We start from the raw sequence: 22,442 nt of genomic DNA on the forward strand, positions 1-22,442 counted from the left end.
GACGGGCCATTTCCAGCACCATTCGCGCACCCATGGAACTGCCGACGACGTCGATGTCCCCCAGCTCGTGCGCGGCGATGAAGGCCTGCACCGCATCGGTCAGCGACGCGATGGTCGTCTCCCCCGCCAGCGGTGGGCTGTCGCCGAATCCGGGCAGGTCCAACGCGATGACCTCGCGTTGCACCGACAGCTGCGGCAGCACGGATTCCCAGTTGCGCCAACTGGATCCGAGGCCGTGGACCAGCAGCAGCGGTTGCCCTGACCCGCGGCGCACGAAGTTCATCGTCGATCCGTCGATCGTCATGGTCGCCTCCCCTCGACCCGTCTGGCGTACCCCGCCCCGGGCCGTTCAACCCGAGTCGATGATCTGCATGACGCCACCGGACGCCCCGGCGACGAACAATCGGCCGGTGGCCGCGTCGACGGCCAGGCTGTACGGATTCTGCACAGTCGGAAATCGTTGCACCACAACGGGGTTCGTTGTGCTCATGTCGTAGCCGACGACTTCGTTGGTGCCCGACGACGCCACCCAGAGTCGGTCCCGCGACCAGTCGTAGGCGATCCCGTAGGGGCCGCCGGGTTGGTCGATGCCGGCCACCTGGCGCGGCGTCGGCAGCGGGGTGAATACCCGGATTGCGTTGCCGCGGGTATCGGTCGCGATCATGCGTCCATGCCGGTCGGCGACCAGGTGAGTCGGTCCGGCACCGGCCGGGGTGGATCCGGCGATGGTCAGCCGGTCGGCGTCGTAGACGGTGAGGTCGTTCTTGCGCACGTCCAGCACCCCGACCGCGGTGCCGACCGCGGCAGCGCCCGCCGGTTGGACACTGTCGGTGAAGATTTTCACGATCTGCTCACCACGCAGGACCGCGATCGTCCCGCCCAGTTCGTTGGCGACGAAGACGGTCCCATTGGCCGCCGCGGTGGCATCGTGTGGTTCGGTCCCGGTGCGGATCGGCGCGTGCGCCGGCCCCAGCGGCAGGTCGACGCGGACCAACGCGTCGGCCGACTCGACCGGCACCAGCACCGGACCGCCCGCGGCCGCCAACTGGAGATGACGAACTCTGCCCGGCAACGGAATTCGGCCGGTGATCTCGCCGGAGTCCGCGTTGAGCAGCACCAGCTGGTTCGGATCGCTGGTGGCTACCGCGACGGTGCGCGTCGAGGCGTCCACCACAATGCCCTCGGCCGTGTGCCCCACCGGGATGGTGCGTCCGATGGGGGCATCCGGTGCGACCGGGGGTGCGCGCAGCGGTTCGGCTGCGGTCGGCAGCTTTGCAGCCGGCGGCCGGCTGCCTTCGGTGGGGACCCCGGCCGGCAGGAGGCCGGTGGTGGTCATGCCCGTGGACGGCGGGGCGACGCTGCTGTGCCCGCAAGCCGCCACCATGAGCAAAGCCAAACCGGCGCAAAGCTTTCGGATCACCTGCGGGTAGTACCCGCTGCCGGGCGGACCAACACGGCCTGCCGGCCTGGGCACTACCCAGCAGAGCGTGTACCATTTGGTACATGTTTACCGAACACAGTGTCGAGATCGATGCGTCCCCGGAAATCGTCTGGGACGTGTTCAGCGACGTCGAACGCTGGCCCGACTGGACCGATTCGGTGACCTCCCTGGTCGGGCTGGACGGACCTGGCCTCGCGGTCGGCAGCCGGTTTGCGATCAAACAACCGCGGATGGCCAAACTCGTCTGGCAGGTGACTGAAATCGATCCCGGCGTGTCCTGGACCTGGGAGCAACGTGCCCCCGGCGCGGTCGCCGCCGCTCGCCATGCCGTCGTCCCCCGACCCGGCGGCGGCACCCTGGTGCGCCAGCAGATCGATCAGCGAGGTGTGTTCGGCGCCTTGGTCGGCCGCTTGATGGCCAGGCTGACCAGGCGCTATCTCGATATGGAGGCCACCGGTCTCAAACGTCGGGCCGAGGAGCGCAGCCGCGCGCATGGCCCGCACGCCTGACCTGCACCGGCGCGGCGAGCTACTGGAGGCGCTGGTCGAGGAATTCGCGGCACACGGAGTTGGTGACCGGTCCCTGCGCGACGTCGCCGCAGCCGTCGGCACCAGTCATCGAATGTTGCTGCACCACTTCGGTTCTCGGGAAAATATGCTGGTCTGCGTGGTCGAGGAGGTGGAACGGCGGCAAAAGGGCGTGCTGCCGGGTCTGCCGACAAGCAGTCCCGCCGCGGGTTTCGCGGCGATGTGGGCCGACGTTCGCCGGCCCGAGCTACGACGGCTGGAACGCTTGTTCTTCGAGTGCTACTCGCGCGCCGCCCAGGGCGAAAAGCCTTTCGCGCCAATGATTCCCGACGCGGTACACGGCTGGCTGACCGAGGTGGACCCGGCTGCCGAGCAGCCCGCCATGGCCCGTCTCGGTCTGGCCGTCATCCGCGGCTTGTTGCTGGATCTCGTCGCCACCGACGACGAAGACGGCGTCGACGCGGCCGCGCAGGCCTTCGGGGACCTGCTCAGCCGGCTGCCCTGAGGGCGCGGCGGGCGTCTTTGCCCCTGCCCTTGCCCGCGCCGCCCTTGCCCACGCCGAGGAACTGGTACTCCTCCGGTTTCACCGACCGGGTGGCCCGCCAATACTGCCAGGTGTAACCGCCCCACAACACGGTGTTCTTGCCGTGCTCATCCAGATACCAGCTGGCGCAACCTCCGGTGTTCCACACCGAGTGGGTCAGCTTCTCCTGCAGCTCATCGTTGAACCGGTCCTGCGCTTCCCGAGTGGGGGCCAGCGCCTGGGCACCCTTCTTGTCGCAGGTGGCGATTGCATCGGCCACGTAGCGGATCTGCGACTCGATCATGAAGACCACCGAGTTGTGGCCCAGCCCGGTGTTGGGGCCCAGCAGGAAGAACAGGTTCGGCACGTCGGCGACGGTCACGCCGCGATGCGCGCCGATCCCCTCGCGGTTCCACCGGTCCACCAGATCCTCCCCATGCTGACCCTTGATGTCGACGTAGGTGTAGGAGTCGGTGACGTGAAAGCCGGTGGCGTACACAATCACGTCTACTTTTCGTTCCCGGCCGTCTTCGGTGACGATCCCGTCGGGAGTGATGCGCGCGATTCCCTCGGTGATCACTTCGGCGTTCGGGCTGGACAGCGCGGCGTAGTAGGTGGACGAATTCAGGATGCGCTTGCACCCGATGCGGTAGTTCGGGATCAGTTTGCGGCGCAGTTCGCGGTCGCGCACCGATCGGAAGACGTTCCATTTGCAGTACGCCTCAATGAATTTCAGCACATTGGGCCGCTTGGTCATCCCGATCGCCAGCGACTCCTGTCCCCAGTAGATGGCCAGGCGCACCAGCGCGCGCAGCCCCGGCACATTCTGCATCGCGGCGCGCAACGCCTTCGGAATTTCTGGGTTGGAGCGCGGCACCACCCACGGTGGGGTGCGCTGGTAGAGCTGAAGTTCGGCGACGTCCCCGACGATCTCGGGCACGATCTGGATCGCGCTGGCGCCGGTGCCGATGATCGCGACCCGCTTGCCGGTGATGTCGACGCTGTGATCCCACTCCGCGGAATGGAAAGAGGCGCCGATGAATTCGTCGCGGCCGTCGATGTTGGGGAAGGACGGGATGTGCAGCGCCCCGGCCCCCGACACCAGGAACTGCGCAACGTATTCCCGCCCGTCGGCGGTGAAGACATGCCAGCGGTACTCGTCGTCGTCCCAGTGGCCGCGGTCGACCAGCGCGTTGAACTCGATGTGGCGACGCAGTCCGTACTTCTCGGTGACGCCCTTGAGGTAGTCCAGGATCTCGGGCTGGAAGGAGAACGGGTTCTTCCAGTCCGGCTTGGGTTCGAAGGAGAACGAGTACAGGTGCGACGGGATGTCGCAGGCGCAGCCGGGGTAAGTGTTGTCCCGCCAGGTGCCACCGATGTCGTCGGCCTTCTCCAGGATCACGAAATCCACGCCTTGCTTTTGCAGCGCGATCGCCATGCCCAGCCCGGAGAAGCCGGTGCCGATGATGACGACACGGGTGTGCACGGGCGGCTTGTCGGACTTGGGTTTGCCGGATTCGTCTACTGCCGGGGTCACGACGTCGGTCATGGTTATTGATCTTTCCTGTTGTGGTCTGCCCGAAACCAGCCGGATCGACTCGGTCAACGGCGAACCGCAGATACCCAGTACCCGGGGTATCGGGTATTTCGAGTCTTGTCGATCGCTACCGCGATGTCAACGTCGGCGCGAGCCGGCTCACGGAAGGGCCGCGGGCAGTGCCGCGTGTATTGGCTGGTCGGGGTCCATCGCGATGCCCATGGTTTCGGCGGTGCCCACGATGATGCCCATCATGATGGTGGTCAATTGCGCGACGAACTGCTCGCGCGTCATCGACCGCGGGCTGTCCGGCTCGGGACCCAGCCACCATTCGGTGGCCGACGCCGCGCAACCGAACGCGGAGAACGCGGCGAGTTCCATCGCCGCCTTATTGAGTTCCATGTCCCGCAGTTCGTCGTTGAACATCTCGGCGATGGTCAGCGTGATCTCGCGGCCTTCGTTGAGGGTGCGCACCGTCGCCTTCGATTGCGCGCTGGAACCGCCTTGGATGAACACCCGCATTACGTTGGGGTGCTGGTCGAGCAGGCTGACGAACTCCTCGACGGCGCGGTGGATGACCTGTCGCGCCGAGTCGGTGGCCAGGTTGATGGACGGGAAGATCGCCGCCCAGAGCATGTCGCGCAGGCGCTCACCGATGGCCAGGAAGAGGTCGGACTTGTCGGCGAAATGCCGGTAGATCTTCGGCTTGGCAGTGCCGGCCTCCTCGGCGATCTCCCGCACGCTGAGCTCGGGGCCCAGGCGGTCGATGGCGCGGAAGGCCGCCTCGACGATTTCGCTGCGCACCTTCTTGCGGTGTTCGCGCCAACGCTCGCTGCGCGCGTCGACTTTCACCGCCGGCTTCGGGCCGGGGTGCGGCAACGATGGTCGAGGCACTCTCACCACGTCCAGCACTTTACCGCGTGGCCTCGGTTGACCTGGGCAGACTCGACGTTCCCGCCGGCGAGCGTGCACCGGGCGACGGGACACACCGGCATTACGTCGTGAACCGCACGCTCTGCGCCGGCGTCACAACATGCAACTGACGCAACCCTCCACCTCAGTGCCTTCCAGCGCCATCTGCCGCAGCCGGATGTAATACAGCGTCTTGATGCCTTTACGCCAGGCGTAGATCTGCGCCTTGTTCACATCACGCGTGGTGGCGGTGTCCTTGAAGAACAGCGTCAGCGACAATCCCTGGTCCACGTGCTGGGTGGCCGCGGCGTAGGTGTCGATGATCTTCTCGTAGCCGATCTCATACGCGTCCTGGTAATACTCCAGGTTGTCGTTGGTCATGTACGGCGCCGGGTAGTAGACGCGGCCGATCTTGCCTTCCTTGCGGATCTCCACCCGCGACACGATCGGGTGGATCGACGACGTCGAGTGGTTGATGTAGGAGATCGACCCGGTGGGCGGGACGGCCTGCAGGTTCTGGTTGTAGATGCCGTGCTGCTGCACCGACTCCTTGAGCCGTTTCCAGTCGTCCTGGTTGGGGATGCGGATGCCGGCGTCGGCGAAGAGCTGGCGCACCTTTTCGGTCTGCGGCTCCCACACCTGCTCGGTGTACTTGTCGAAGAACTCGCCCGAGGCGTACTTGGACTTCTCGAATCCCTTGAAGTGCGTTCCACGTTCGATCGCAATCCGGTTCGAGGCCCGTAGCGCGTGGTAGAGCACCGAATAGAAGTAGATGTTGGTGAAGTCGATGCCTTCTTCGGAGCCGTAGTAGATGCCCTCCCGCGCCAGGTACCCGTGCAGGTTCATCTGCCCCAGCCCGATCGCGTGCGAGTCGTTGTTGCCCTGCTCGATGGACGGCACCGAGGTGATATGGGTCTGGTCGCTCACCGCGGTCAACGCCCGGATCGACACCTCGATGGTTTGGGCGAAGTCCGGCGAGTCCATCGTCTTGGCGATGTTCAACGAACCTAGGTTGCACGAAATGTCTTTGCCCACATGGGCATACGACAGATCTTCGTTGAACAGCGACGGCGTGGAGACCTGCAGGATCTCCGAGCACAGGTTCGAGTGCGTGATCTTGCCCTCGATGGGGTTGGCGCGATTCACGGTGTCCTCGAACATGATGTACGGGTAGCCGGACTCGAACTGCAATTCGGCCAGCGTCTGGAAGAACTCGCGCGCCTTGATCTTGGTCTTGCGGATGCGGGCGTCGTCGACCATCTCGTAGTACTTCTCGGTCACCGAGATGTCGGCGAACGCCTGCCCGTAGACCCGTTCGACGTCATACGGCGAGAACAGGTACATGTCCTCGTTTTTCTTCGCCAGCTCGAAGGTGATGTCGGGGATCACCACGCCCAGGCTCAGCGTCTTGATCCGGATCTTCTCGTCGGCGTTCTCCCGCTTGGTGTCCAGGAAGCGGTAGATGTCGGGGTGATGCGCGTTGAGGTACACCGCGCCGGCACCCTGACGCGCACCCAACTGGTTCGCGTAGGAGAAGGAGTCCTCCAGCAGCTTCATGATCGGGATGACACCCGAGGACTGGTTCTCGATGTTCTTGATCGGAGCGCCGTGTTCGCGAATGTTGGTCAGCAGCAACGCAACTCCCCCGCCACGCTTGGACAACTGCAGCGCGGAGTTGATGGAGCGCCCAATGGACTCCATGTTGTCTTCGATGCGAAGAAGGAAGCAGTTGTGCACGACGGTGCCACGGATCGTGTAGGTGTGCGTGTCCTCGACATGCAGGTTGTAGACCTTCGCGGGAACGTCCTCGGTCTGCCGTACATGGCGGATTCCGTACACGTGCCGCCCGAGCACAACCTGATAAGTCGTGCGGGACGTCCCTTTCTGGCCGACATAGTTATACAGATTCTTGCCGACGTCGAAGATGAAGTCCTCGTTGGTGCCGGGCAGTCCGGGCACAAACACCTGACCGGTCACATTGCCCGACTGGTTGACGTACTGGCGGACCCTGGACATGATCCCGTTTCGGCGCAGCAGCAGCTGCACCTGATCGACCAGATTCGGATTGACCAGGTCGAGCACCATGCCGCCCTGGGTGCTGCACCCGTCACCGCGGAACAACCCAGCCAGCAATCCACGTTGAAACTCTTCGTCTGCCGTTAAAACGTCGTGGGACAACTGCTTCAGGTGATATTCCGTGCCAACCAGCGAAAGGAACAGCGCCGCAATCACTTTGCTATTGCAGATCATCCGCACCGACTGATCCGACAAGCTCTGATGGACGGCAAGATCCGTGGCGAACACCCGCTTGAAAGCCACCGCGAGCTGTTGCTGGTATTCGAGCTCGTGCGTGCCGATGGTGAAGTGGATGCCATTGGGAAGCCGTCCTGCGGGACCCGATCGCTTGGAGATGTGGCCTTCGGCGACATACCAACCGAGCAGCAGGCCAAGTTCGTAGGACTCTTCAACGTAGCGATTCACCGAGACGAATCGCATGTGATGACGTTGCTTGTTGCGATGCTTCTTATCGGTGTTGACCTTGCGGATCAGACCGTCGACTTCTTCGTATTCGCCCTCGCCGACGTACTCCATCAAGTCATAGGTCCGTCGCGGCCGTCCCTCCAGCGGAGCTGCCGTCACGATGAAATCGGTGGGATGAATGTCTTTGGCGGCCAACCAGACAAATCCGTTGAACGGGTCCGCACCGTCGCCGTCAATGAGTGTCTGCACATCGCGCGAAGTCCACACCAGAATCGGATGCTCCGGCGTGCACATGATTGGTTCTTTATGCCCGAAGTGTGAGATCGAGATCAACGCCTGGTCATTCGGATTCTCGATAAGAGACTCGACGACGGAGAAGGATCCGTCGTGGGACAGCACCCGATCGCCTGCCCGCAGCATCTCGATGGCGCGTGGACCGTCGGGCGTATCTACTGGTGTTCCGGCGGGAAAGCACGACACCGGCTCTCCGCGTTGCTTTTTCCCTGAATTCAGGAACGTCGGTGTGGCCGGTTGGAACCGTCCGTCGATGATCTCGTCGACCAGCTTCTCGGCCAGCGCGGTGTCACCCGCGGCCAGGGTCAGCGACACCATCACCACGCGGTCCTCGAAACGCTCCAGGTAGCGCTTCCCGTCGAAGGTCTTCAGCGTGTAGGACGTGTAGTACTTGAATGCACCCAGGAACGTCGGGAAGCGGAACTTCTTGGCGTAGGCGCGGTCCAGCAGTGTCTTGACGAAGTTGCGCGAATACTGGTCGAGAACCTCACGCTCGTAATAGTTCTCGCGAATCAGGTAGTCAAGTTTCTCGTCCTGGTTATGGAAGAAAACGGTGTTCTGGTTGACGTGCTCCAGAAAGTACTGGCGCGCCGCCAGGATGTCCTTATCGAACTGAATCTTGCCGTCGGCGTCGTACAGATTCAACATCGCGTTGAGCGCGTGGTAATCCGTTTCGTTGATCTGCGACGCGTGCGGGCCGGCGGTTACAGGCTCTGCAGTGACGGTTGGTGGCACGTCTGTTCCTTCCAGAATTGAGCCAGGCCCGCACGGACGGCGTCGACGTCGTCCTGGGTGCCCATGAGTTCGAAGCGGTACAGGTACGGAACGCCACACTTGCGGGACACCACATTGCCGGCGTAGGCGAATTCCATACCGAAGTTGTTGTTGCCCGCGGCGATGACGCCGCGGATCAGGGAGCGGTTGTGCTCGTTGTTCAGAAACGCAATGACCTGCTTGGGGACGTAGCCGCCGTCGTTGATGTCCGGCGTGGCCCGGCCCCCGCCGTAGGTCGGCAGCACCAGCACATACGGGTCGTCGACCTCTATGCGTCCATGCAGCGGGATTCGCGTGGCGGGAACACCCAGCTTCTGCACGAAGCGGTGGGTGTTCTCCGACACGGAGGAGAAATACACCAGGTTGCGCCCCGCGACATCCATGAGAACCGCAACCCTTCCTACTCGACGGTCTATCGCTACGCGCTCATGGCCGATTCGGCGAGCGCCTTGATGCGGTCGGGCCGGAAACCGGACCAGTGCGTGTTGTCCGCCACGACGACGGGCGCCTGCAGGTAGCCCAGCGCCATCACGTAGTCGCGGGCCTCGGTGTCCAGGCTGATGTCGACCTTCTCGTAGGCGATGCCTTGCTTGTCCAGCGCCTTATAGGTGGCGACGCACTGCACGCATGCCGGCTTGCTGTAAACGGTGATGCTCATGGGCGTACCGCTCCTTTGCGGAAGTGGGAAGTAATCGGGACTGGCAACGACGTTGGTGGCACTTCGGCACTATGTACAGCGCCCCGGTAGGCCCCCAGATTCCCGTGTTGCGAACTCCGGGTCGAATGACCCGCGGACGCCGATTCCGGGAAGTTCAACGTGCCCTCACTCGCTGGTCGGGACCCGCTGAACCTGGGATCTGCCGGTCCTCGGAACACTACACCTAGGGGGTCACTCGACGAAGAGATACAAGATGTTCGAAACAACATTCTTGAAATTCGCAGGTCGTAAGCCTGAGTCGGGCGTGTCGCCGGCGTGTCGCAAATCACAACTTCTGCGGCCGGTGTAGAGAGCTGGCACATGCACAGAGGTATATCAGTGGCCACCGACAACCAGGGGCCGCCAGCTCCGCAGCCACTGCGTCAGCAAAGCCGCCGACGCAGCCCGCCGACGGCTTTGACTAGAGCGTTTGTCGAATCAGCTGACTTCGGCAGCGAGCTTGCCCACCACGTCGGAGACGCCGGCCGACAGCTCCGCGTTCGCGGCCGGCGGGTTGCCGCCCAGGGTTTTGAAGGGCACCGAGAGTTTGATCGTCTCCACGACGCGCGCCCCGGCGATACCGAACGACTTGCGGGTCTCGTCGTGTGCCCACACCCCGCCGTACTGGCCCAGCGACCCGCCGATCACCGCCAGCGGCTTGCCCTTCAATGCACCGTTGCCGAACGGCCGGGACAACCAGTCGATCGCGTTCTTCAGGACCGCGGGAATGGAACCGTTGTATTCCGGGGTCACCACCAGCGCAGCATCGGCCTCGCCGGCGGCGGCGCGCAGCGCAGCGACCGCCGGGTGTTCCTCGCCCTCCGCGCCCATCGCGGGGTCGATGTCCTCGTTGTAGAACGGGACGTCGGCCAACCCCTCGAACACGGTGACGGTGACGCCCGCGGGGGCCACCTGCGCGGCCAAGCTTGCGATCTGGCGGTTGATTGATTCCGCGCGCAAGCTGCCGACCAGGGTCAAGATCTTGATCTCTGCCACTTCGTCGTCTCCTTCGCTGACTGGTCTACATCCTTGCACGAGATAAACGGACTTTAGTCCGATTCATTCCCGACGCGCTAGCATTGCAACGGTGACCGGTATCGAGGTGCTGGGCGATGTGCCGGTGACAGCCCTCCAACAGCCGCAGCAGGAGCGCAGCGACGCCGCACGCAACCGCGCGCTGCTGCTCGCGGCGGCGCGCCAACTGGTCCGGGAACGGGGTGCCGACGCGGTCACCATGGACGACGTTGCCGCTGCGGCCGGCGTCGGGAAGGGCACGGTGTTCCGGCGCTTCGGCAACCGGGCCGGCCTGATGATGGTGCTGCTCGACGAGGACGAGAAGGCCAGCCAGCAGGCTTTCCTGTTCGGACCTCCGCCGCTGGGACCCGATGCGCCGCCGTTGGAACGGCTGATCGCCTTCGGCCGGGAACGGATCTGCTTCGTCCACACCCATCACGAGTTGCTGTCGGCCGCCAACCGCGACCCCCACACCCGCCGGGTGGGTGCGGCGGCGGTGCAGCGCCGGCACGTCCAGGTATTGCTGGAGGCAGCACACACCAGCGGTGACCTCAACGCTCAGACCGACGCCCTACTGGCCCTGCTCGCCGTCGACTACGTCGAACATCAGCTCACCGCCGGCGGCCACACCGAGCAGACCTTGGGTGACGCATGGGCGAGTCTGGCCGCCAAGCTGTGCGGGCGGTGACCGGTCGAGGATGCCTGCGCGTTGGGTCCTGCATGTAGACCTCGACCAGTTCCTGGCCTCGGTCGAGTTGCGTCGTCACCCCGGGCTGGTGGGGCTGCCGGTGATCGTCGGCGGCAGTGGCGACCCGACCGAACCACGCAAGGTGGTCACCTGCGCCTCCTATGAGGCGCGCGAATTCGGCGTGCACGCGGGCATGCCGCTGCGCGCCGCGGCCCGGCGCTGCCCGGACGCCACCTTTCTCCCGTCGGATCCCGCCGCATACGACGAGGCGTCCGATCAGGTGATGGGTTTGCTGCGGGATCTGGGACATCCCGTGGAGGTATGGGGCTGGGACGAGGCCTACGTGGGTCTGAACCCGGCTTGCGACCCCGATGCGGTGGCCGCGCAGATTCGCAGCGTCATCCTGGCCGAGACCGGGTTGTCGTGCTCGGTCGGCATCAGCGACAACAAGCAACGCGCCAAAATCGCCACCGGCTTCGCCAAGCCGGCCGGGATTTTCACGGTGGTCGACGACAATTGGATGACGTTGATGGCCGACCGTCCCGTCGACGCGCTCTGGGGGGTTGGCCCAAAGACTGCGAAAAAGCTTGCCGCCCTCGGGATTACGTCGGTACGGCAGCTGGCTCACAGCGACGGTGAGTTGCTGGCGTCGACCTTCGGGCCGCGCACCGGTCTGTGGCTGCTGCTGCTGGCCAAGGGCGGCGGCGATACCGAGGTCAGCGCAGAACCCTGGGTGCCGCGCTCACGCAGTCATGTGGTCACTTTCCCGCAGGACCTCACCGAGCGGTCCGAAATGGACTCGGCGATAACGGAATTGGCCCGGCAAACGCTCCACGATGTGGTCGCCGAGTCGCGCGTCGTGACACGTGTCGCGGTCACGGTGCGTACCTCGACGTTCTACACCCGCACCAAGATCCGCAAGCTCGATCAGCCCGGCACGGACGCCGACGCGATCATCGCGGCCGCGCTGCGCGTCCTGGACCTGTTCGAACTGGACCGCCCGGTCCGACTGCTCGGGGTGCGTCTGGAACTCGATATGCCGCCGGACTAAAGACCCCGGGTCGGCGGGCCCGGCCGCAGCGCGCGGGTGAAGATGCCGTTGACCTGGCGCATCGCCACGCTGTAGGGCCACCACGCGAGCCGTTTGAACGCATACAGCGCCCGGATGTCCGGCGAGGTGTAGATCAGGTAGCGGTTCTTAGCCACGCCGGCCAGGATTTTCTCGGCGGCCCGCTCCGGGGACACGGCGTGCCCACTGAACCGGTCGACCCAGCGCGCGACCTGCGGGTCGTCGCGATCCACGCCGGCGATCTCAACCGTGTTGACCAGCGGCGTCTGTACAGCACCGGGCACCACGACGTTCACCCCGATGCGATGCTTGGCCAGGTCGAATCGCAGCACCTCGGACAATCCGCGCAGCCCGTACTTACTGGCGCTGTAGGCCGCGTGCCACGGCAGTGCGACGATCCCGGCCGCCGATGACACGTTCACCACGTGCCCGCCCCGACCGGCCGCGACCATCTGTGGAACGAACGACTCGATCACGTGGATCGGCCCCATCAGATTGATCGCGATCAGCTTGCTCCACTGGTCGTGCGTGAGCCGGTCCACGGTCCCCCACGCCGAGATTCCGGCGATGTTGAACACCGCGTCCATGCTGCCGTGCGTGGTGTGGATGTCGACGGAGAAGGCGGCCACCTGGTCATAGTCGGAAATGTCCAGCACCCGGTACGCCGGGACCTGTGCCCCGAGGGCCCGGGCATCGGCGACCGTGCGGGCCAGGCCGTCCGCGTCGCGATCGGTCAGGAACAGCTCTGCGCCGTGCGCGGCCAGCCGTAGTGCGCAGGCGCGTCCGATCCCGCTGGCCGCACCTGTGACAAAACACCGTTTTCCCGCGAAATAATCTCCGGAATCGCCCATGGACGTGACCCTACCGGCGGTCCTGGCGACTACCGCGCTGGTCCGCCCCACAGCGCGTTGAGCCACAACTGCTCGAGCACCCGGACACGTCGCTCAACGTCATTGTCGTGCCCGGCCAGGATCGGGTCTCCGGTCAGTACCAGCGCGGTGGTCCCTGCCAGGGTGCGGATCAGCGTCGGAAGGTCGTCGCTGATGGGCTGCGCAGTCCCGGCTTTCACCTCCGCGTCGACGACGGCGACGATCTGACGAAGCACCATCTCGAACTGCTTGTCGAGAATCTCGCGGATCTCGACGTCGTTCTGGCGCGCCGCATTACATGCAGTCATCACCGGGTCGTTGTTCGCGTAAACCACTGCGGCGCTGCCGACCATCCGGGTGGCGAACTGCTCCGGGGACTCGCCGGGCTGGCGCGGCGCGAAATACTGGGTGAGCTCCTCGAGTTCTTCGGCGGCCTCGGCCAGGATCTGCGCCAGCACCGAATATTTGGAATCGAAATAGAAGTAGAAACCCGAGCGGGCCACGCCCGCCCGCAGGCTGATGGTGCTGACCGAGAGTTCGGAGAACGGCCTCTCCTGGAGCAGGTCGCGGACCGCCTGCATGATCGCCACCCGGTGCTTGTCGCCGCGCCGGCGCAGGACGGGGCCGGCGTCGTCCTGACCGGCTGCGTTGCTATTCACTGTCGATCACCACTCGACCATTGCATCATGCCGCCCCGAAGAAAAACTTGACAGGCGTCAACTTCATCCCGAAATATAGACGACAGTGACGGCCGCCACAGCCGGTAAAGGAGCATGTCAATGGTGACAAGCAGAGCCACCATCAGCACCCCCGCGTACTTGCTTGATCAAGCTCAGCGACGGTTGACGCCGTCGTTCAATAATTTCCCCGGCATGGGCCTCATCGAACGCAAGCTGCGAGATGTCCAGTTTCCGGAGACACAGCTCGCCGATCCCCCACCGGGCAGCGGGCTGCAACCCGTGGTCGGTGACCGAGGACTGCCGATCCTGGGGCACATGATCGAGATGCTGCGTGGCGGTCCGGACTACCTGATGTTCCTCTACGAGAACAAGGGCCCGGTGGTGTTCGCCGACTCACCGGTGATGCCGTTCGTCGTGGCGCTGGGCCCCGACGCCGCGCAGGCCATCTACTCCAACCGCAACAAGGACTTCTCGCAGCAGGGTTGGACGCCGGTGATCGGTCCGTTCTTCCGTCGCGGTCTGATGCTCCTCGATTTCGAAGAGCACATGTTTCATCGCCGGATCATGCAGGAGGCGTTCATCCGCTCCCGGCTGGTCGGTTACGTCGAGCACATCGATCAGGTCGTGTCGCAGGTTGTCTCCCACGACTGGGTCACCGACGACTCGCGCTTCCTGCTCTACCCGGCGATGAAGGAGCTCACCCTTGACATCGCCTCCATGGTGTTCATGGGCCACGAACCCGGCACCGACCACGAACTCGTCACGAAGGTGAATAAGGCGTTCACCACGACCACCCGCGCCGGAAACGCCGTGATCCGAACCGCGGTGCCACCGTTCACCTGGTGGCGGGGCATCAAGGCCCGCGAGCTGCTGGAGAACTACTTCGCCGACCGGGTCAAAGAGCAGCGCGGCAAAGAAGGCAACGACCTGCTAAGCGTGCTGTGTCAGACCGAGGACGAAGAGGGCAACCGCTTCTCCGACGACGACATCATCAACCACATGATCTTCCTGATGATGGCCGCCCACGATACGTCCACCTCGACGGCCACCACGATGATCTACTACCTGGCCAAACATCCGGAATGGCAACAGCGCTGCCGCGACGAGTCCGACCGGCTCGGTGACGGACCGCTGGATATCGAGTCGCTGGAGAAACTGGAGTCGCTCGACCTGGTGCTCAACGAGTCGATCCGCTTGGTGACGCCCGTGCAATGGGCGATGCGCCAGACCGTACGCGACACCGACCTGTTGGGTTACTACCTGCCCAAGGGCACCAACGTCACCGCGTTCCCCGGAATGAATCACCGCCTGCCCGAATTCTGGACTGACCCAATGAAATTCGACCCCGAGCGGTTCACCGAGCCACGCAACGAGCACAAGAGACACCGGTATGCGTTCACTCCGTTCGGCGGTGGCGCCCACAAGTGCATCGGGATGGTGTTCGGCCAGCTCGAGGTCAAGACGATCCTGCACCGGCTGCTGCGCCGTTACCGCCTGGAACTTCCCCACCCCGGCTACCAGCCGCGCTGGGACTACGGCGGCATGCCCGTCCCGATGGACGGAATGCATATCGTTCTGCGCCCGCTGTGAATCAGCCCGCCAGCCGGTTGGCGCACGCGATCACCGCCCGCAGCGCCGACTGAATCGGGTCCGGCGCCCAGCCCATCGCCCACTCCGCGCGGGCACCATTGGTGCCGTAGACGAAGGTGACCGTGTCGCCGCCCGCGCTGATTTGGTGAAAGTTCAACGTTTCCACCATGATTCCGCGCGCGTGCAGCATCGCCGTGAGCGCTGCGACGGGTCCGCTCGCCGACGCTTCGGAGGTGCTGATGCGGTCGCCGACTGCGATCACCGCGCGGAAGTTGCGGGCCTGCGGACCCAACCGGGTGGTCCGGCGCTGCGGGTCGGTGCATGCCCACTGCCCGAGGCGCAGGGGCCCGGCCGTCGGACCGTAGGTGGCCGCGAAGTCCGCCCAGGACGTAGCGGTGGCCTGTTCGCGCAGGCCGCGCGGTAGGGAGACACCGAAGTGGTCCTCGAACCAGGTGTCAGCCCATTTGTCGGGCAGATCGATGGAAGTGGAAAGCGTCATGATGCCGGTCTTCTCTGGCTCGAAGGAGCGACCGACGGTAGTAGCGTCCGACCCACAGCGGGGGGTCGGTCTGGATCAGACCCCGCTGCGGGTGCTGGCTACTACGGCACGCTCGAGAAGATGCACGATCGGTGACATTAGACCGCCACGACCGTCAGACGCAAGTTTTGTCGCCCACCGTGCCGCCGTTATCGCGCTGTGCGAGACCTGCCCAAGGACGTGGGATCCGACTGGTGATATTGGATATTCGACTGCCAGATAACTAGCGAATGTAGTTGCCGGACGGAGAAACCCGGAAAAGAAATTCAGCTATTGGCACACCCCAGGGAGGCAATATTTCCAAATTGCCAATGCTTTTCGACACCGTCGCTAACATCAAACGCGTTCGTCGAAGAACCAATATGCGGACAAGGAAAGGTCAGGAAGATGAGGACCAGGAAAAAGGTCGCGACCGCGATTGCAGCCGTGCTTTTCGCAGCCTATGCACTGTTGGCAACCGGCTGCAACAAAGTGACGTCGAGTGTCCCGATCGACCCGGAGATCACCGCGGTTCCGCAATAGCCGAGCCTCAGCAGGTCAGCAACATGCATCCCGCGACGGGACCGCCGCCGACCGACACCACCCCGACTTCGGGACGCTGCGCTACCTGACGCTCCCCGGCCTCGCCGCGCAGCTGTAGACATGCTTCGTGCAACGCCCAATAGCCGTGCATGCGCCCGGCGGAGAGCTGGCCCCCGTAAGTGTTCAGCGGCAGTTGGCCGTCGCGGGCGATGCGGGCGCCGCCCTCGACGAATGGACCGGCCTCGCCGTCGCCGCACACTCCGATGGCTTCCAGCCAGGCCAGCGTCAGGTAGGTGAATCCGTCATACAGCTGTGCGACCTGGATGTCGTCGGGCGTCAGTTCGGTGCGCGACCACATCTGGGCGGTCGCATCCGACATCGCCATCTTGGGATAGTCGGCACGGTGGAACCAGCCGCCCGCCCCGTCGGAACCGCCGATCGCCGCCACGCGCACGGCGCGGTGCGGACAGTCGTCGGCGTACTCCGCGTGCGAAACCACCACCGCGATCGAACCGTCAATGGGCACATCGCAATCCAGTAGTCCGAACGGCGTAGACACCAGGCGCGCACCCAGGTAGTCGGCCATCGTCATCGGATCGCGATACACCGCCCGAGGATTCAGCGCCGCGTTGCGACGGCCGTTGAGAGCGACCCAGCCCAGCTGCTCCTTGGTGGTTCCGTACAGCTCCATGTGCCGGCGACAATTCAGCGCCAGCCAGTTTGCCGCCGAATAGGCATGCGCCGCAATGAGATCGTTGATGTCGTCCATCGCACCGACCGCGGGGGCGTCCGCACCTTCGGGTGTCTCGAACATGCGTGCCAGCGGCGGAGCCGGCGCATCCTTAACCTGCTGCAACACGGTGCCGCCCAGCATCTGGATGGTCCGGTAGATCACCACATGGCGGGCACGTCGTTCAGCGACCGCACGGCACGCCGACATCACCGGACTCAGCAGGCCGCCGGTACCGAACCCGCTACCGCAGTCCCCCGCCTCGATCTGCAATTCGGCGTTGACCTCGGCGGCAGGCGTGTCACCCAGCGTGGCGATGCCGTCGATGTCGGTGGGCCGCAATCCGGCGTCGCCGATGGCGGCGCGCACCGCCTCCATGGTCAATTCCCGTCCCGCAATGCCGGTGCGACGCCCGATTCGGGAAATACCGATGCCGGACAGGATCGCGTCTTTTTCGAAGTACTCCATCGGCACCGTCCGTCGCGCGCATCTGAGAAGGGATCCGGTAGAGCGTACTGTATTGCCCGTGACAACCGAGCCAACCACCTCCCCGCTGCTCGTCGAACACTGCGACGACTGCGCGCGCTGGGTGCATCCCGCGACCGGTAGCTGCCGGGATTGCGGAGCCGAGCTGACGGCGAAACCGGTCTCCGGACGAGGGACGGTGTTCACCTACACGGTCAACCATCACCCGTACAACCCGGAGATCCCGACGCCGTACGTCATCGCCCTGATCGAGCTCAGTGAGCAGCCCGGACTGCGTGTTGCCGCCAATATTGTCGACTGCGAACCAGATTCGGTGATCTGCGGAATGGCCGTGCAGGTCCAGCCGGCGAAGAGTTCCGGCGGCGCACCGCTGTTCGCCCCGGCCTGACCGGTATCCGCGCGGTGCGCCTCAGTTGATCAGCGGGTCACGGGGCATACCGAGGATTCGCTCGGCGATCTGGTTGCGGGTCACCTCTGAGGTGCCGCCGGCAATCGCCATGCCGCGGGCCCCCATCACCATCCGGCCCGCCAGCGCGCCGGCGCCGTCCAGCAGCACCGTCTCGGGTCCGGCCAGCGCCGTCGAGATGGCCGCGCCCTCGATCATGTGATCGGCCAGCTTGAGCTTGGTGACATTGCCTTCCGGCCCCGGGCCCGCGCCTTCCACGCTGCGCGCCGCGCGGCGCAGGTTCAGCAACCGCAGCGCATTCTCCTCGGCGAGGTAGCGGCCTACCCGAATAACGATGCCCGCCAACTCATTTGAGCGTTGTTGAGCCAGTTTGACCAGCTCGGGTGCCAGCGCCTCGTAGAACGAACCGCTGCCGCCGATGCTGACCCGTTCGTTGCCCAGCGTGGCCCGCGCGACCGTCCAACCCGAATTGGGTGCCCCCACCACGTCCTCGTCCGGCACGAACAGGTCATTGAAGAACACCTCGTTGAAGTCCGAACCCCCGGTGATCTGCCGCAGCGGGCGCACTTCCACCTCGGGGGCGTTCATGTCGACGATCACCGCGGTGATTCCGGCGTGCTTGGGCGCCTCCGGGTCGGTGCGCACGGTGGCCAGGCCGCGCGCGCAATAGTGCGCCCCACTCGTCCACACCTTCTGGCCGTTGATCTTCCAGCCACCGTCAACGCGGGTGGCCCGGGTCTTGACGGCCGCCGCGTCCGAACCGGCGTCGGGTTCGGAGAACAACTGGCACCAGATCTCGTCCTTACGCAGCGCCTTCTCCACGAATCTTTCGATCTGCCAGTCGGTTCCATGCTGAATCAACGTCAGGATGACCCAGCCGGTGATGCCGTAGTCGGGACGCTTGATCCCCGCCTCGCGGAATTCCTCTTCGATGACCAACTGCGCCACCGCATCCGCGGCCCGGCCCCATGGCTTGGGCCAGTGCGGCATCACGTAACCCGTCGCGATCAGTTTGTCGCGCTGCGCTTTCTTGTCCAGCGCGGCGAGTTCGGCTGCGTCGGCGCGGATCTGGGTGCGCAGCTCCTCAGCCTCCGGCGGCAGATCGAGGCTGTTGTCCCGGGCGACACCGGCGGCCGTCAGATCGAAGACATCCTGCGCCGGCGCGTCCCCACCCAGGACCGCCGAGGACACCAGTGCGCGGCGTAGGTGCAGATGCGCGTCGTGCTCCCAGGTGAAGCCGATCCCACCGTGCACCTGGATGTTGAGTTCGGAGTTACGGGCGTAGGCGGGGAAGGCCAGCGCAGCAGCGACCGCGGCGACGAGCCGGAACTGCTGTTCGTCCTCACCCGCCGCCCGCGCGGCGTCCCACACCGCGGCCAGCGCCGACTCGGCAGCCACCAGCATGTTCGCGCAGTGGTGCTTCACGGCTTGGAAAGTCGCGATGGTACGGCCGAACTGCTTGCGCACCTTGGCGTATTCGACCGCGGACTCCACGCAGTCGGTCGCTCCGCCGACGGCCTCCGCGGCCAGCAACGTCCGGGCGCGGGCCAGAGCCGCCGCGCTGGCGCCCGGCAGGATGTCGTCGGCACTCACCTTGACGTTGTCCAGCCGAACCCGCCCGGAGCGCCGGGTCGGATCCAGGTTCTCGGGTACCTGCACCGACACCCCGTCGCGGTCGCGTTCCAGCACCAGCACGTCGTCACCGGCCGTGATCAGCAGTAGTTCGGCCAGCCCGGCACCCAGCACCACACCCGCCGCGCCGTCGGCAACGCCGTCGGAGACCTGCACGGCGCCACCGAACCCGACACCGGCGGTGACGGTGCCGTCGAGCAGTCCGGGTAACAGTCTTGACTGCTGCTCGTCGCTGCCGTCGTGGGCGATCACCGCCGAGGCGATCACGGTCGGCACAAACGGTCCGGGCGCCACCGCACGGCCGAGTTCCTCGACCACGACCACCAACTCGGGCAGGCCGTAGCCGGAGCCGCCCTGCTCCTCGTCGATGTGCAGACCGAGCCAACCCAGTTCGACGATGCCCTGCCAAAACCCGGGCCGTGCCTCCTCCGGCGAGTCCAGCAGTGACCGCGCGGCGGCCCGCGCCTTCTGCGACGTCAGGAACGCGCGGGCTACCTCGGCGAGTTCGCGATGGTCGTCGGTCAGTGCGATACCCATGCGGGCCCTCCTCGCGGCACTGCAGGACCCGCACCGTCGCGGGCTCCTGGATCAGTTACAGAGACTACTCACCGCCGGTGACGCGACCGGTGGGTCACTACTTGGGCGCGAACCGCTGTCCGGCGTCCAGGCGCAGGCATTGCCCGTTGAGCATCGGGTTGTCCACGATGGCCGCAACCAGTTTCGCGTACTCCTCGGGCCGGCCCAGGCGCTTGGGGAAGGCCGCGTCCTTGGTCAGGGCAGTGGCGAACTCGTCCGGAATGCCCTTGGTGAGGCCGGTGGCGAACAGGCTCGGGGCGATGGCCAGCACCCGGATGCCGAGCGATCCCAGGTCACGCGCCATGGTCAGGCACATGCCCGCGATGCCCGCCTTGGCGGCGGTGTAGGCGACCTGCCCGATCTGACCCTCGAAGGCCGCGATGGACGCGGTGTTGATGATGACGCCGCGCTCGTCGTCCTCGGGCTCGTTCTTGCTCATGTGCGCGGCGGCCAACCGGCTGATGTTGAAGGTGCCGATCAGGTTGAGATCGATGACGGACTGGAAAGACTCGAGGTCGTGCGGGCCGGTCTTGGTCATGGTGCGCTTGGCGATACCGCCGCCGGCGGTGGTGACGGTGACGTGCAGCCCACCGAGGTCGTCGACGGCGGCCTGCAAGGTCTGCTCGGTGCCGGCGAAGTCGGTGACGTCGACGGGGTAGAACTTGCCGCCGATCGCTTCGGCGACCTCCTTGCCGTCCGAGTTCTCCCGGTCGAACACGGCCACCTGCGCGCCGCGTTCATGCAGCAGTTCGGCGCTGGCACGTCCCATCCCCGAAGCACCGCCGATGACGACGACCTTCTTCCCGCTGATCTCCATCCGGACCTCCGTTTGTTGGGTTGTCATATTCCCGTGAATTTGTAACGTTACCGAGGCACGCTAGCCGGTCTGTCCGGCGGGGTTGTCGGTGAGTCGTGTCAAGCTCAGCACTGTGCTCCTTCTCGAGTTGGCCAGCACGTCGATTGACGTCGGCGGCACTTCCTCGCGGCTGACCAAGGTCGCCCACATCGCCGACCTGTTGCGGCGCGCCGCTCCGGACGCCGAGCTGGTCGCAATCGTCGTGTCGTGGCTTTCCGGGGTGCTGCGGCAACGGCAGATCGGCGTGGGCTGGGCCGCGCTCCGGTCGCCGCCGCCGGCGGCGTCGGACCCGGTGCTGACGGTCGGTCAGGTCGACACCGTCTTCACCGAGATCGGTGGCATTTCCGGTAAGGGCTCCCAGGCGCGCCGCGCGGCACTGCTGAACGGCCTGTTCACCGCGGCGACCGACACCGAGCAGACTTTTCTGCTGCGGCTGCTCGGCGGCGAGCTTCGCCAGGGCGCACTGGCTGGCATCATGGCCGACGCGGTGGCCAAAGCGGCCGGCCTGCCCCCTGCCGCGGTCCAGCGTGCGGCGATGCTGGGCGGGGATCTGCCGGCGGTCGCCGCCGCGGCGCTCAGTGGCGGGTCGTTGGACGCGTTCACGCTGCGGGTGGGCCGCCCAGTCGGACCGATGCTGGCCCAAACCGCGGCGAGCATCCCCGAAGCACTCGAAAAGCACGGCGGCACAACGATATTCGAGGCCAAGCTGGACGGCGCCCGGGTTCAGATCCATCGCGCCGGCGAGCAGGTCACCGTCTATACCCGCAGCCTGGACGACGTCACCGCCCGGCTACCGGAGGTGGTGGAGGCCACCCTGGCGTTACCGGTGCACGAATTGATCGCCGACGGCGAGGCGATCGCGCTGCGGCCGGACAACCGTCCGCACCGGTTCCAGGTCACCGCATCGCGGTTCGGCCGCTCGGTGGACGTCGCCGCCGCCCGCGCCAAGCAGCCGCTGTCGGTGTTCTTCTTCGACATCCTGCACCGAGACGGCACTGACCTGCTGGACGCGCCGACCAGCGAAAGGCTGGCGTCGCTGGACGGGTTGGTGCCGGCGTCCCAGCGCGTCGACCGCCTGCACACCTCCGACCCTGCTGCGGCGGCGGCGTTCCTGGAGGCGACGCTGGCCGCCGGTCACGAGGGGGTGATGGCCAAGGCCCCGGACGCGCCGTATCAGGCGGGCCGACGGGGCGCGGGTTGGGTGAAGGTCAAACCGGTGCACACCCTCGACCTGGTGGTGCTGGCCGTGGAATGGGGTTCGGGGCGGCGCCGCGGCAAGCTGTCCAACATCCACCTCGGTGCCCGCGATCCCGACACCGGCGGATTCGTCATGGTCGGCAAGACGTTCAAGGGCATGACCGACGCCATGCTGGACTGGCAGACCGCGCGGTTCAGCGAACTCGCCACCGGCGGCACCGACGGGTACGTCGTGCACGTGCGGCCCGAGCAGGTCGTCGAGATCGCGCTGGACGGCGTACAGGGCTCGTCGCGGTATCCGGGCGGAGTCGCACTGCGGTTCGCGCGGGTGGTGCGCTACCGCGACGACAAGCGTCCAGCGGAAGCCGACACTATCGACGCCGTGCGCGCGATGTACTGACCC

The 22,442-nt window shown here is 65.5% G+C and carries 21 protein-coding genes and 3 pseudogenes; 8 read left to right on the forward strand and 16 right to left on the reverse strand.

What is annotated here, in order from left to right; all coding sequences use genetic code 11:
• Both AC5Y6Y_RS07450 and AC5Y6Y_RS07455 read right to left on the reverse strand, forming a co-directional pair.
• Positions 1-304, reverse strand: a 304-nt coding sequence (locus tag AC5Y6Y_RS07450; RefSeq protein WP_499929584.1) for an alpha/beta fold hydrolase, incomplete at its 3' end; no start/stop codon positions are given.
• A gap of 45 nt (positions 305-349) precedes the next feature.
• Complete coding sequence (locus AC5Y6Y_RS07455) at positions 350-1,420, reverse strand: YncE family protein (RefSeq protein WP_499918001.1); 1,071 nt, start codon at positions 1,418-1,420, stop codon at positions 350-352.
• Between the two features lie 83 nt (positions 1,421-1,503).
• On the opposite strand from AC5Y6Y_RS07455, the gene AC5Y6Y_RS07460 reads away from it, so the two are divergent.
• Both AC5Y6Y_RS07460 and AC5Y6Y_RS07465 read left to right on the forward strand, forming a co-directional pair.
• A complete protein-coding gene (locus AC5Y6Y_RS07460) occupies positions 1,504-1,950 on the forward strand; it encodes an SRPBCC family protein (RefSeq protein WP_473138997.1) in 447 nt (148 codons plus the stop codon).
• Entirely contained in the window at positions 1,934-2,473 is a 540-nt protein-coding gene (locus AC5Y6Y_RS07465) for a TetR/AcrR family transcriptional regulator (protein ID WP_473138998.1), read from the forward strand. The genes AC5Y6Y_RS07460 and AC5Y6Y_RS07465 overlap by 17 nt, the downstream gene beginning before the upstream one ends.
• Here AC5Y6Y_RS07465 and AC5Y6Y_RS07470 read toward each other — a convergent pair.
• The 8 genes and pseudogenes from AC5Y6Y_RS07470 to AC5Y6Y_RS07505 all read right to left on the reverse strand — a co-directional run bounded on the left by AC5Y6Y_RS07470 (position 2,457) and on the right by AC5Y6Y_RS07505 (position 10,221).
• The gene (locus AC5Y6Y_RS07470; RefSeq protein ID WP_473138999.1) at positions 2,457-4,040 is read right to left on the reverse strand and encodes a flavin-containing monooxygenase; all 1,584 of its coding nucleotides are present in this window, start codon (positions 4,038-4,040) and stop codon (positions 2,457-2,459) included. The two genes, AC5Y6Y_RS07465 and AC5Y6Y_RS07470, sit on opposite strands and share 17 nt — an antisense overlap.
• A 147-nt stretch (positions 4,041-4,187) precedes the next feature.
• A complete protein-coding gene (locus AC5Y6Y_RS07475) occupies positions 4,188-4,931 on the reverse strand; it encodes a TetR/AcrR family transcriptional regulator (protein WP_463827767.1) in 744 nt (247 codons plus the stop codon).
• Positions 4,932-5,054: 123 nt separating this feature from the next.
• Positions 5,055-6,671: pseudogene (gene nrdE / locus AC5Y6Y_RS07480) on the reverse strand (class 1b ribonucleoside-diphosphate reductase subunit alpha); the annotation flags it as partial.
• 24 nt (positions 6,672-6,695) lie between these two features.
• A pseudogene (locus tag AC5Y6Y_RS07485) lies at positions 6,696-7,901 on the reverse strand (LAGLIDADG family homing endonuclease); the annotation flags it as partial.
• A pseudogene (locus AC5Y6Y_RS07490) lies at positions 7,890-8,450 on the reverse strand (ribonucleotide reductase N-terminal alpha domain-containing protein); the annotation flags it as partial. The pseudogenes AC5Y6Y_RS07490 and AC5Y6Y_RS07485, both read right to left, overlap by 12 nt.
• Complete coding sequence (gene nrdI / locus AC5Y6Y_RS07495) at positions 8,420-8,872, reverse strand: class Ib ribonucleoside-diphosphate reductase assembly flavoprotein NrdI (protein WP_463827766.1); 453 nt, start codon at positions 8,870-8,872, stop codon at positions 8,420-8,422. The pseudogene AC5Y6Y_RS07490 and the gene nrdI, both read right to left, overlap by 31 nt.
• Before the next feature lie 35 nt (positions 8,873-8,907).
• Complete coding sequence (locus AC5Y6Y_RS07500; RefSeq protein ID WP_463827765.1) at positions 8,908-9,147, reverse strand: redoxin NrdH; 240 nt, start codon at positions 9,145-9,147, stop codon at positions 8,908-8,910.
• Positions 9,148-9,624: 477 nt separating this feature from the next.
• Entirely contained in the window at positions 9,625-10,221 is a 597-nt protein-coding gene (locus tag AC5Y6Y_RS07505) for an NAD(P)H-dependent oxidoreductase (protein WP_473139000.1), read from the reverse strand.
• Positions 10,222-10,273: 52 nt separating this feature from the next.
• On the opposite strand from AC5Y6Y_RS07505, the gene AC5Y6Y_RS07510 reads away from it, so the two are divergent.
• Together AC5Y6Y_RS07510 and AC5Y6Y_RS07515 are read left to right on the forward strand one after the other, a co-directional pair.
• Positions 10,274-10,888, forward strand: a complete 615-nt coding sequence (locus tag AC5Y6Y_RS07510; RefSeq protein WP_473139001.1) for a TetR/AcrR family transcriptional regulator — start codon at positions 10,274-10,276, stop codon at positions 10,886-10,888.
• Between the two features lie 10 nt (positions 10,889-10,898).
• Entirely contained in the window at positions 10,899-11,939 is a 1,041-nt protein-coding gene (locus tag AC5Y6Y_RS07515) for a DNA polymerase IV (RefSeq protein WP_463827762.1), read from the forward strand.
• Here AC5Y6Y_RS07515 and AC5Y6Y_RS07520 read toward each other — a convergent pair.
• Both AC5Y6Y_RS07520 and AC5Y6Y_RS07525 read right to left on the reverse strand, forming a co-directional pair.
• Positions 11,936-12,808, reverse strand: a complete 873-nt coding sequence (locus AC5Y6Y_RS07520) for an SDR family oxidoreductase (protein WP_463827761.1) — start codon at positions 12,806-12,808, stop codon at positions 11,936-11,938. The genes AC5Y6Y_RS07515 and AC5Y6Y_RS07520 overlap by 4 nt on opposite strands.
• 29 nt (positions 12,809-12,837) lie before the next feature.
• On the reverse strand, positions 12,838-13,485 hold the full coding sequence (locus AC5Y6Y_RS07525; RefSeq protein ID WP_473139002.1) for a TetR/AcrR family transcriptional regulator: 648 nt from the start codon (positions 13,483-13,485) through the stop codon (positions 12,838-12,840).
• A gap of 120 nt (positions 13,486-13,605) precedes the next feature.
• Here AC5Y6Y_RS07525 and AC5Y6Y_RS07530 point away from each other — a divergent pair, with 120 nt between their 5' ends.
• The gene (locus AC5Y6Y_RS07530; RefSeq protein WP_473139003.1) at positions 13,606-15,096 is read left to right on the forward strand and encodes a cytochrome P450; all 1,491 of its coding nucleotides are present in this window, start codon (positions 13,606-13,608) and stop codon (positions 15,094-15,096) included.
• A 1-nt stretch (position 15,097) separates the two neighbouring features.
• Here the strand turns inward: AC5Y6Y_RS07530 and AC5Y6Y_RS07535 are convergent, their stop codons facing one another.
• Positions 15,098-15,595 carry a 2-isopropylmalate synthase gene (locus tag AC5Y6Y_RS07535; RefSeq protein ID WP_473139004.1) on the reverse strand — a complete coding sequence of 166 codons (498 nt, stop codon included), beginning with the start codon at positions 15,593-15,595 and terminating at the stop codon, positions 15,098-15,100.
• Between the two features lie 426 nt (positions 15,596-16,021).
• Between AC5Y6Y_RS07535 and AC5Y6Y_RS07540 the strand changes: the two genes are divergently transcribed.
• On the forward strand, positions 16,022-16,156 hold the full coding sequence (locus AC5Y6Y_RS07540) for a hypothetical protein (RefSeq protein WP_473139005.1): 135 nt from the start codon (positions 16,022-16,024) through the stop codon (positions 16,154-16,156).
• 7 nt (positions 16,157-16,163) lie between these two features.
• Here AC5Y6Y_RS07540 and AC5Y6Y_RS07545 read toward each other — a convergent pair whose 3' ends face one another.
• A complete protein-coding gene (locus AC5Y6Y_RS07545) occupies positions 16,164-17,354 on the reverse strand; it encodes a thiolase family protein (protein ID WP_473139006.1) in 1,191 nt (396 codons plus the stop codon).
• Positions 17,355-17,406: 52 nt separating this feature from the next.
• Between AC5Y6Y_RS07545 and AC5Y6Y_RS07550 the strand changes: the two genes are divergently transcribed.
• Positions 17,407-17,760 carry a Zn-ribbon domain-containing OB-fold protein gene (locus AC5Y6Y_RS07550; protein ID WP_463827755.1) on the forward strand — a complete coding sequence of 118 codons (354 nt, stop codon included), beginning with the start codon at positions 17,407-17,409 and terminating at the stop codon, positions 17,758-17,760.
• A 21-nt stretch (positions 17,761-17,781) separates the two neighbouring features.
• On the opposite strand, the gene AC5Y6Y_RS07555 is transcribed toward AC5Y6Y_RS07550, so the two are convergent.
• Complete coding sequence (locus tag AC5Y6Y_RS07555; RefSeq protein WP_473139007.1) at positions 17,782-19,947, reverse strand: acyl-CoA dehydrogenase family protein; 2,166 nt, start codon at positions 19,945-19,947, stop codon at positions 17,782-17,784.
• Between the two features lie 97 nt (positions 19,948-20,044).
• Positions 20,045-20,803 (reverse strand): SDR family NAD(P)-dependent oxidoreductase, encoded by a 759-nt coding sequence (locus AC5Y6Y_RS07560; protein ID WP_463827753.1) that lies wholly within the window; start codon positions 20,801-20,803, stop codon positions 20,045-20,047.
• A gap of 112 nt (positions 20,804-20,915) precedes the next feature.
• Between AC5Y6Y_RS07560 and AC5Y6Y_RS07565 the strand changes: the two genes are divergently transcribed.
• Positions 20,916-22,439, forward strand: coding sequence for an ATP-dependent DNA ligase (locus AC5Y6Y_RS07565; RefSeq protein WP_473139259.1), 1,524 nt, complete (start codon positions 20,916-20,918; stop codon positions 22,437-22,439).
• Positions 22,440-22,442: the final 3 nt, after the last annotated feature.

This window comes from Mycobacterium sp. NGS24, from assembly GCF_059813065.1.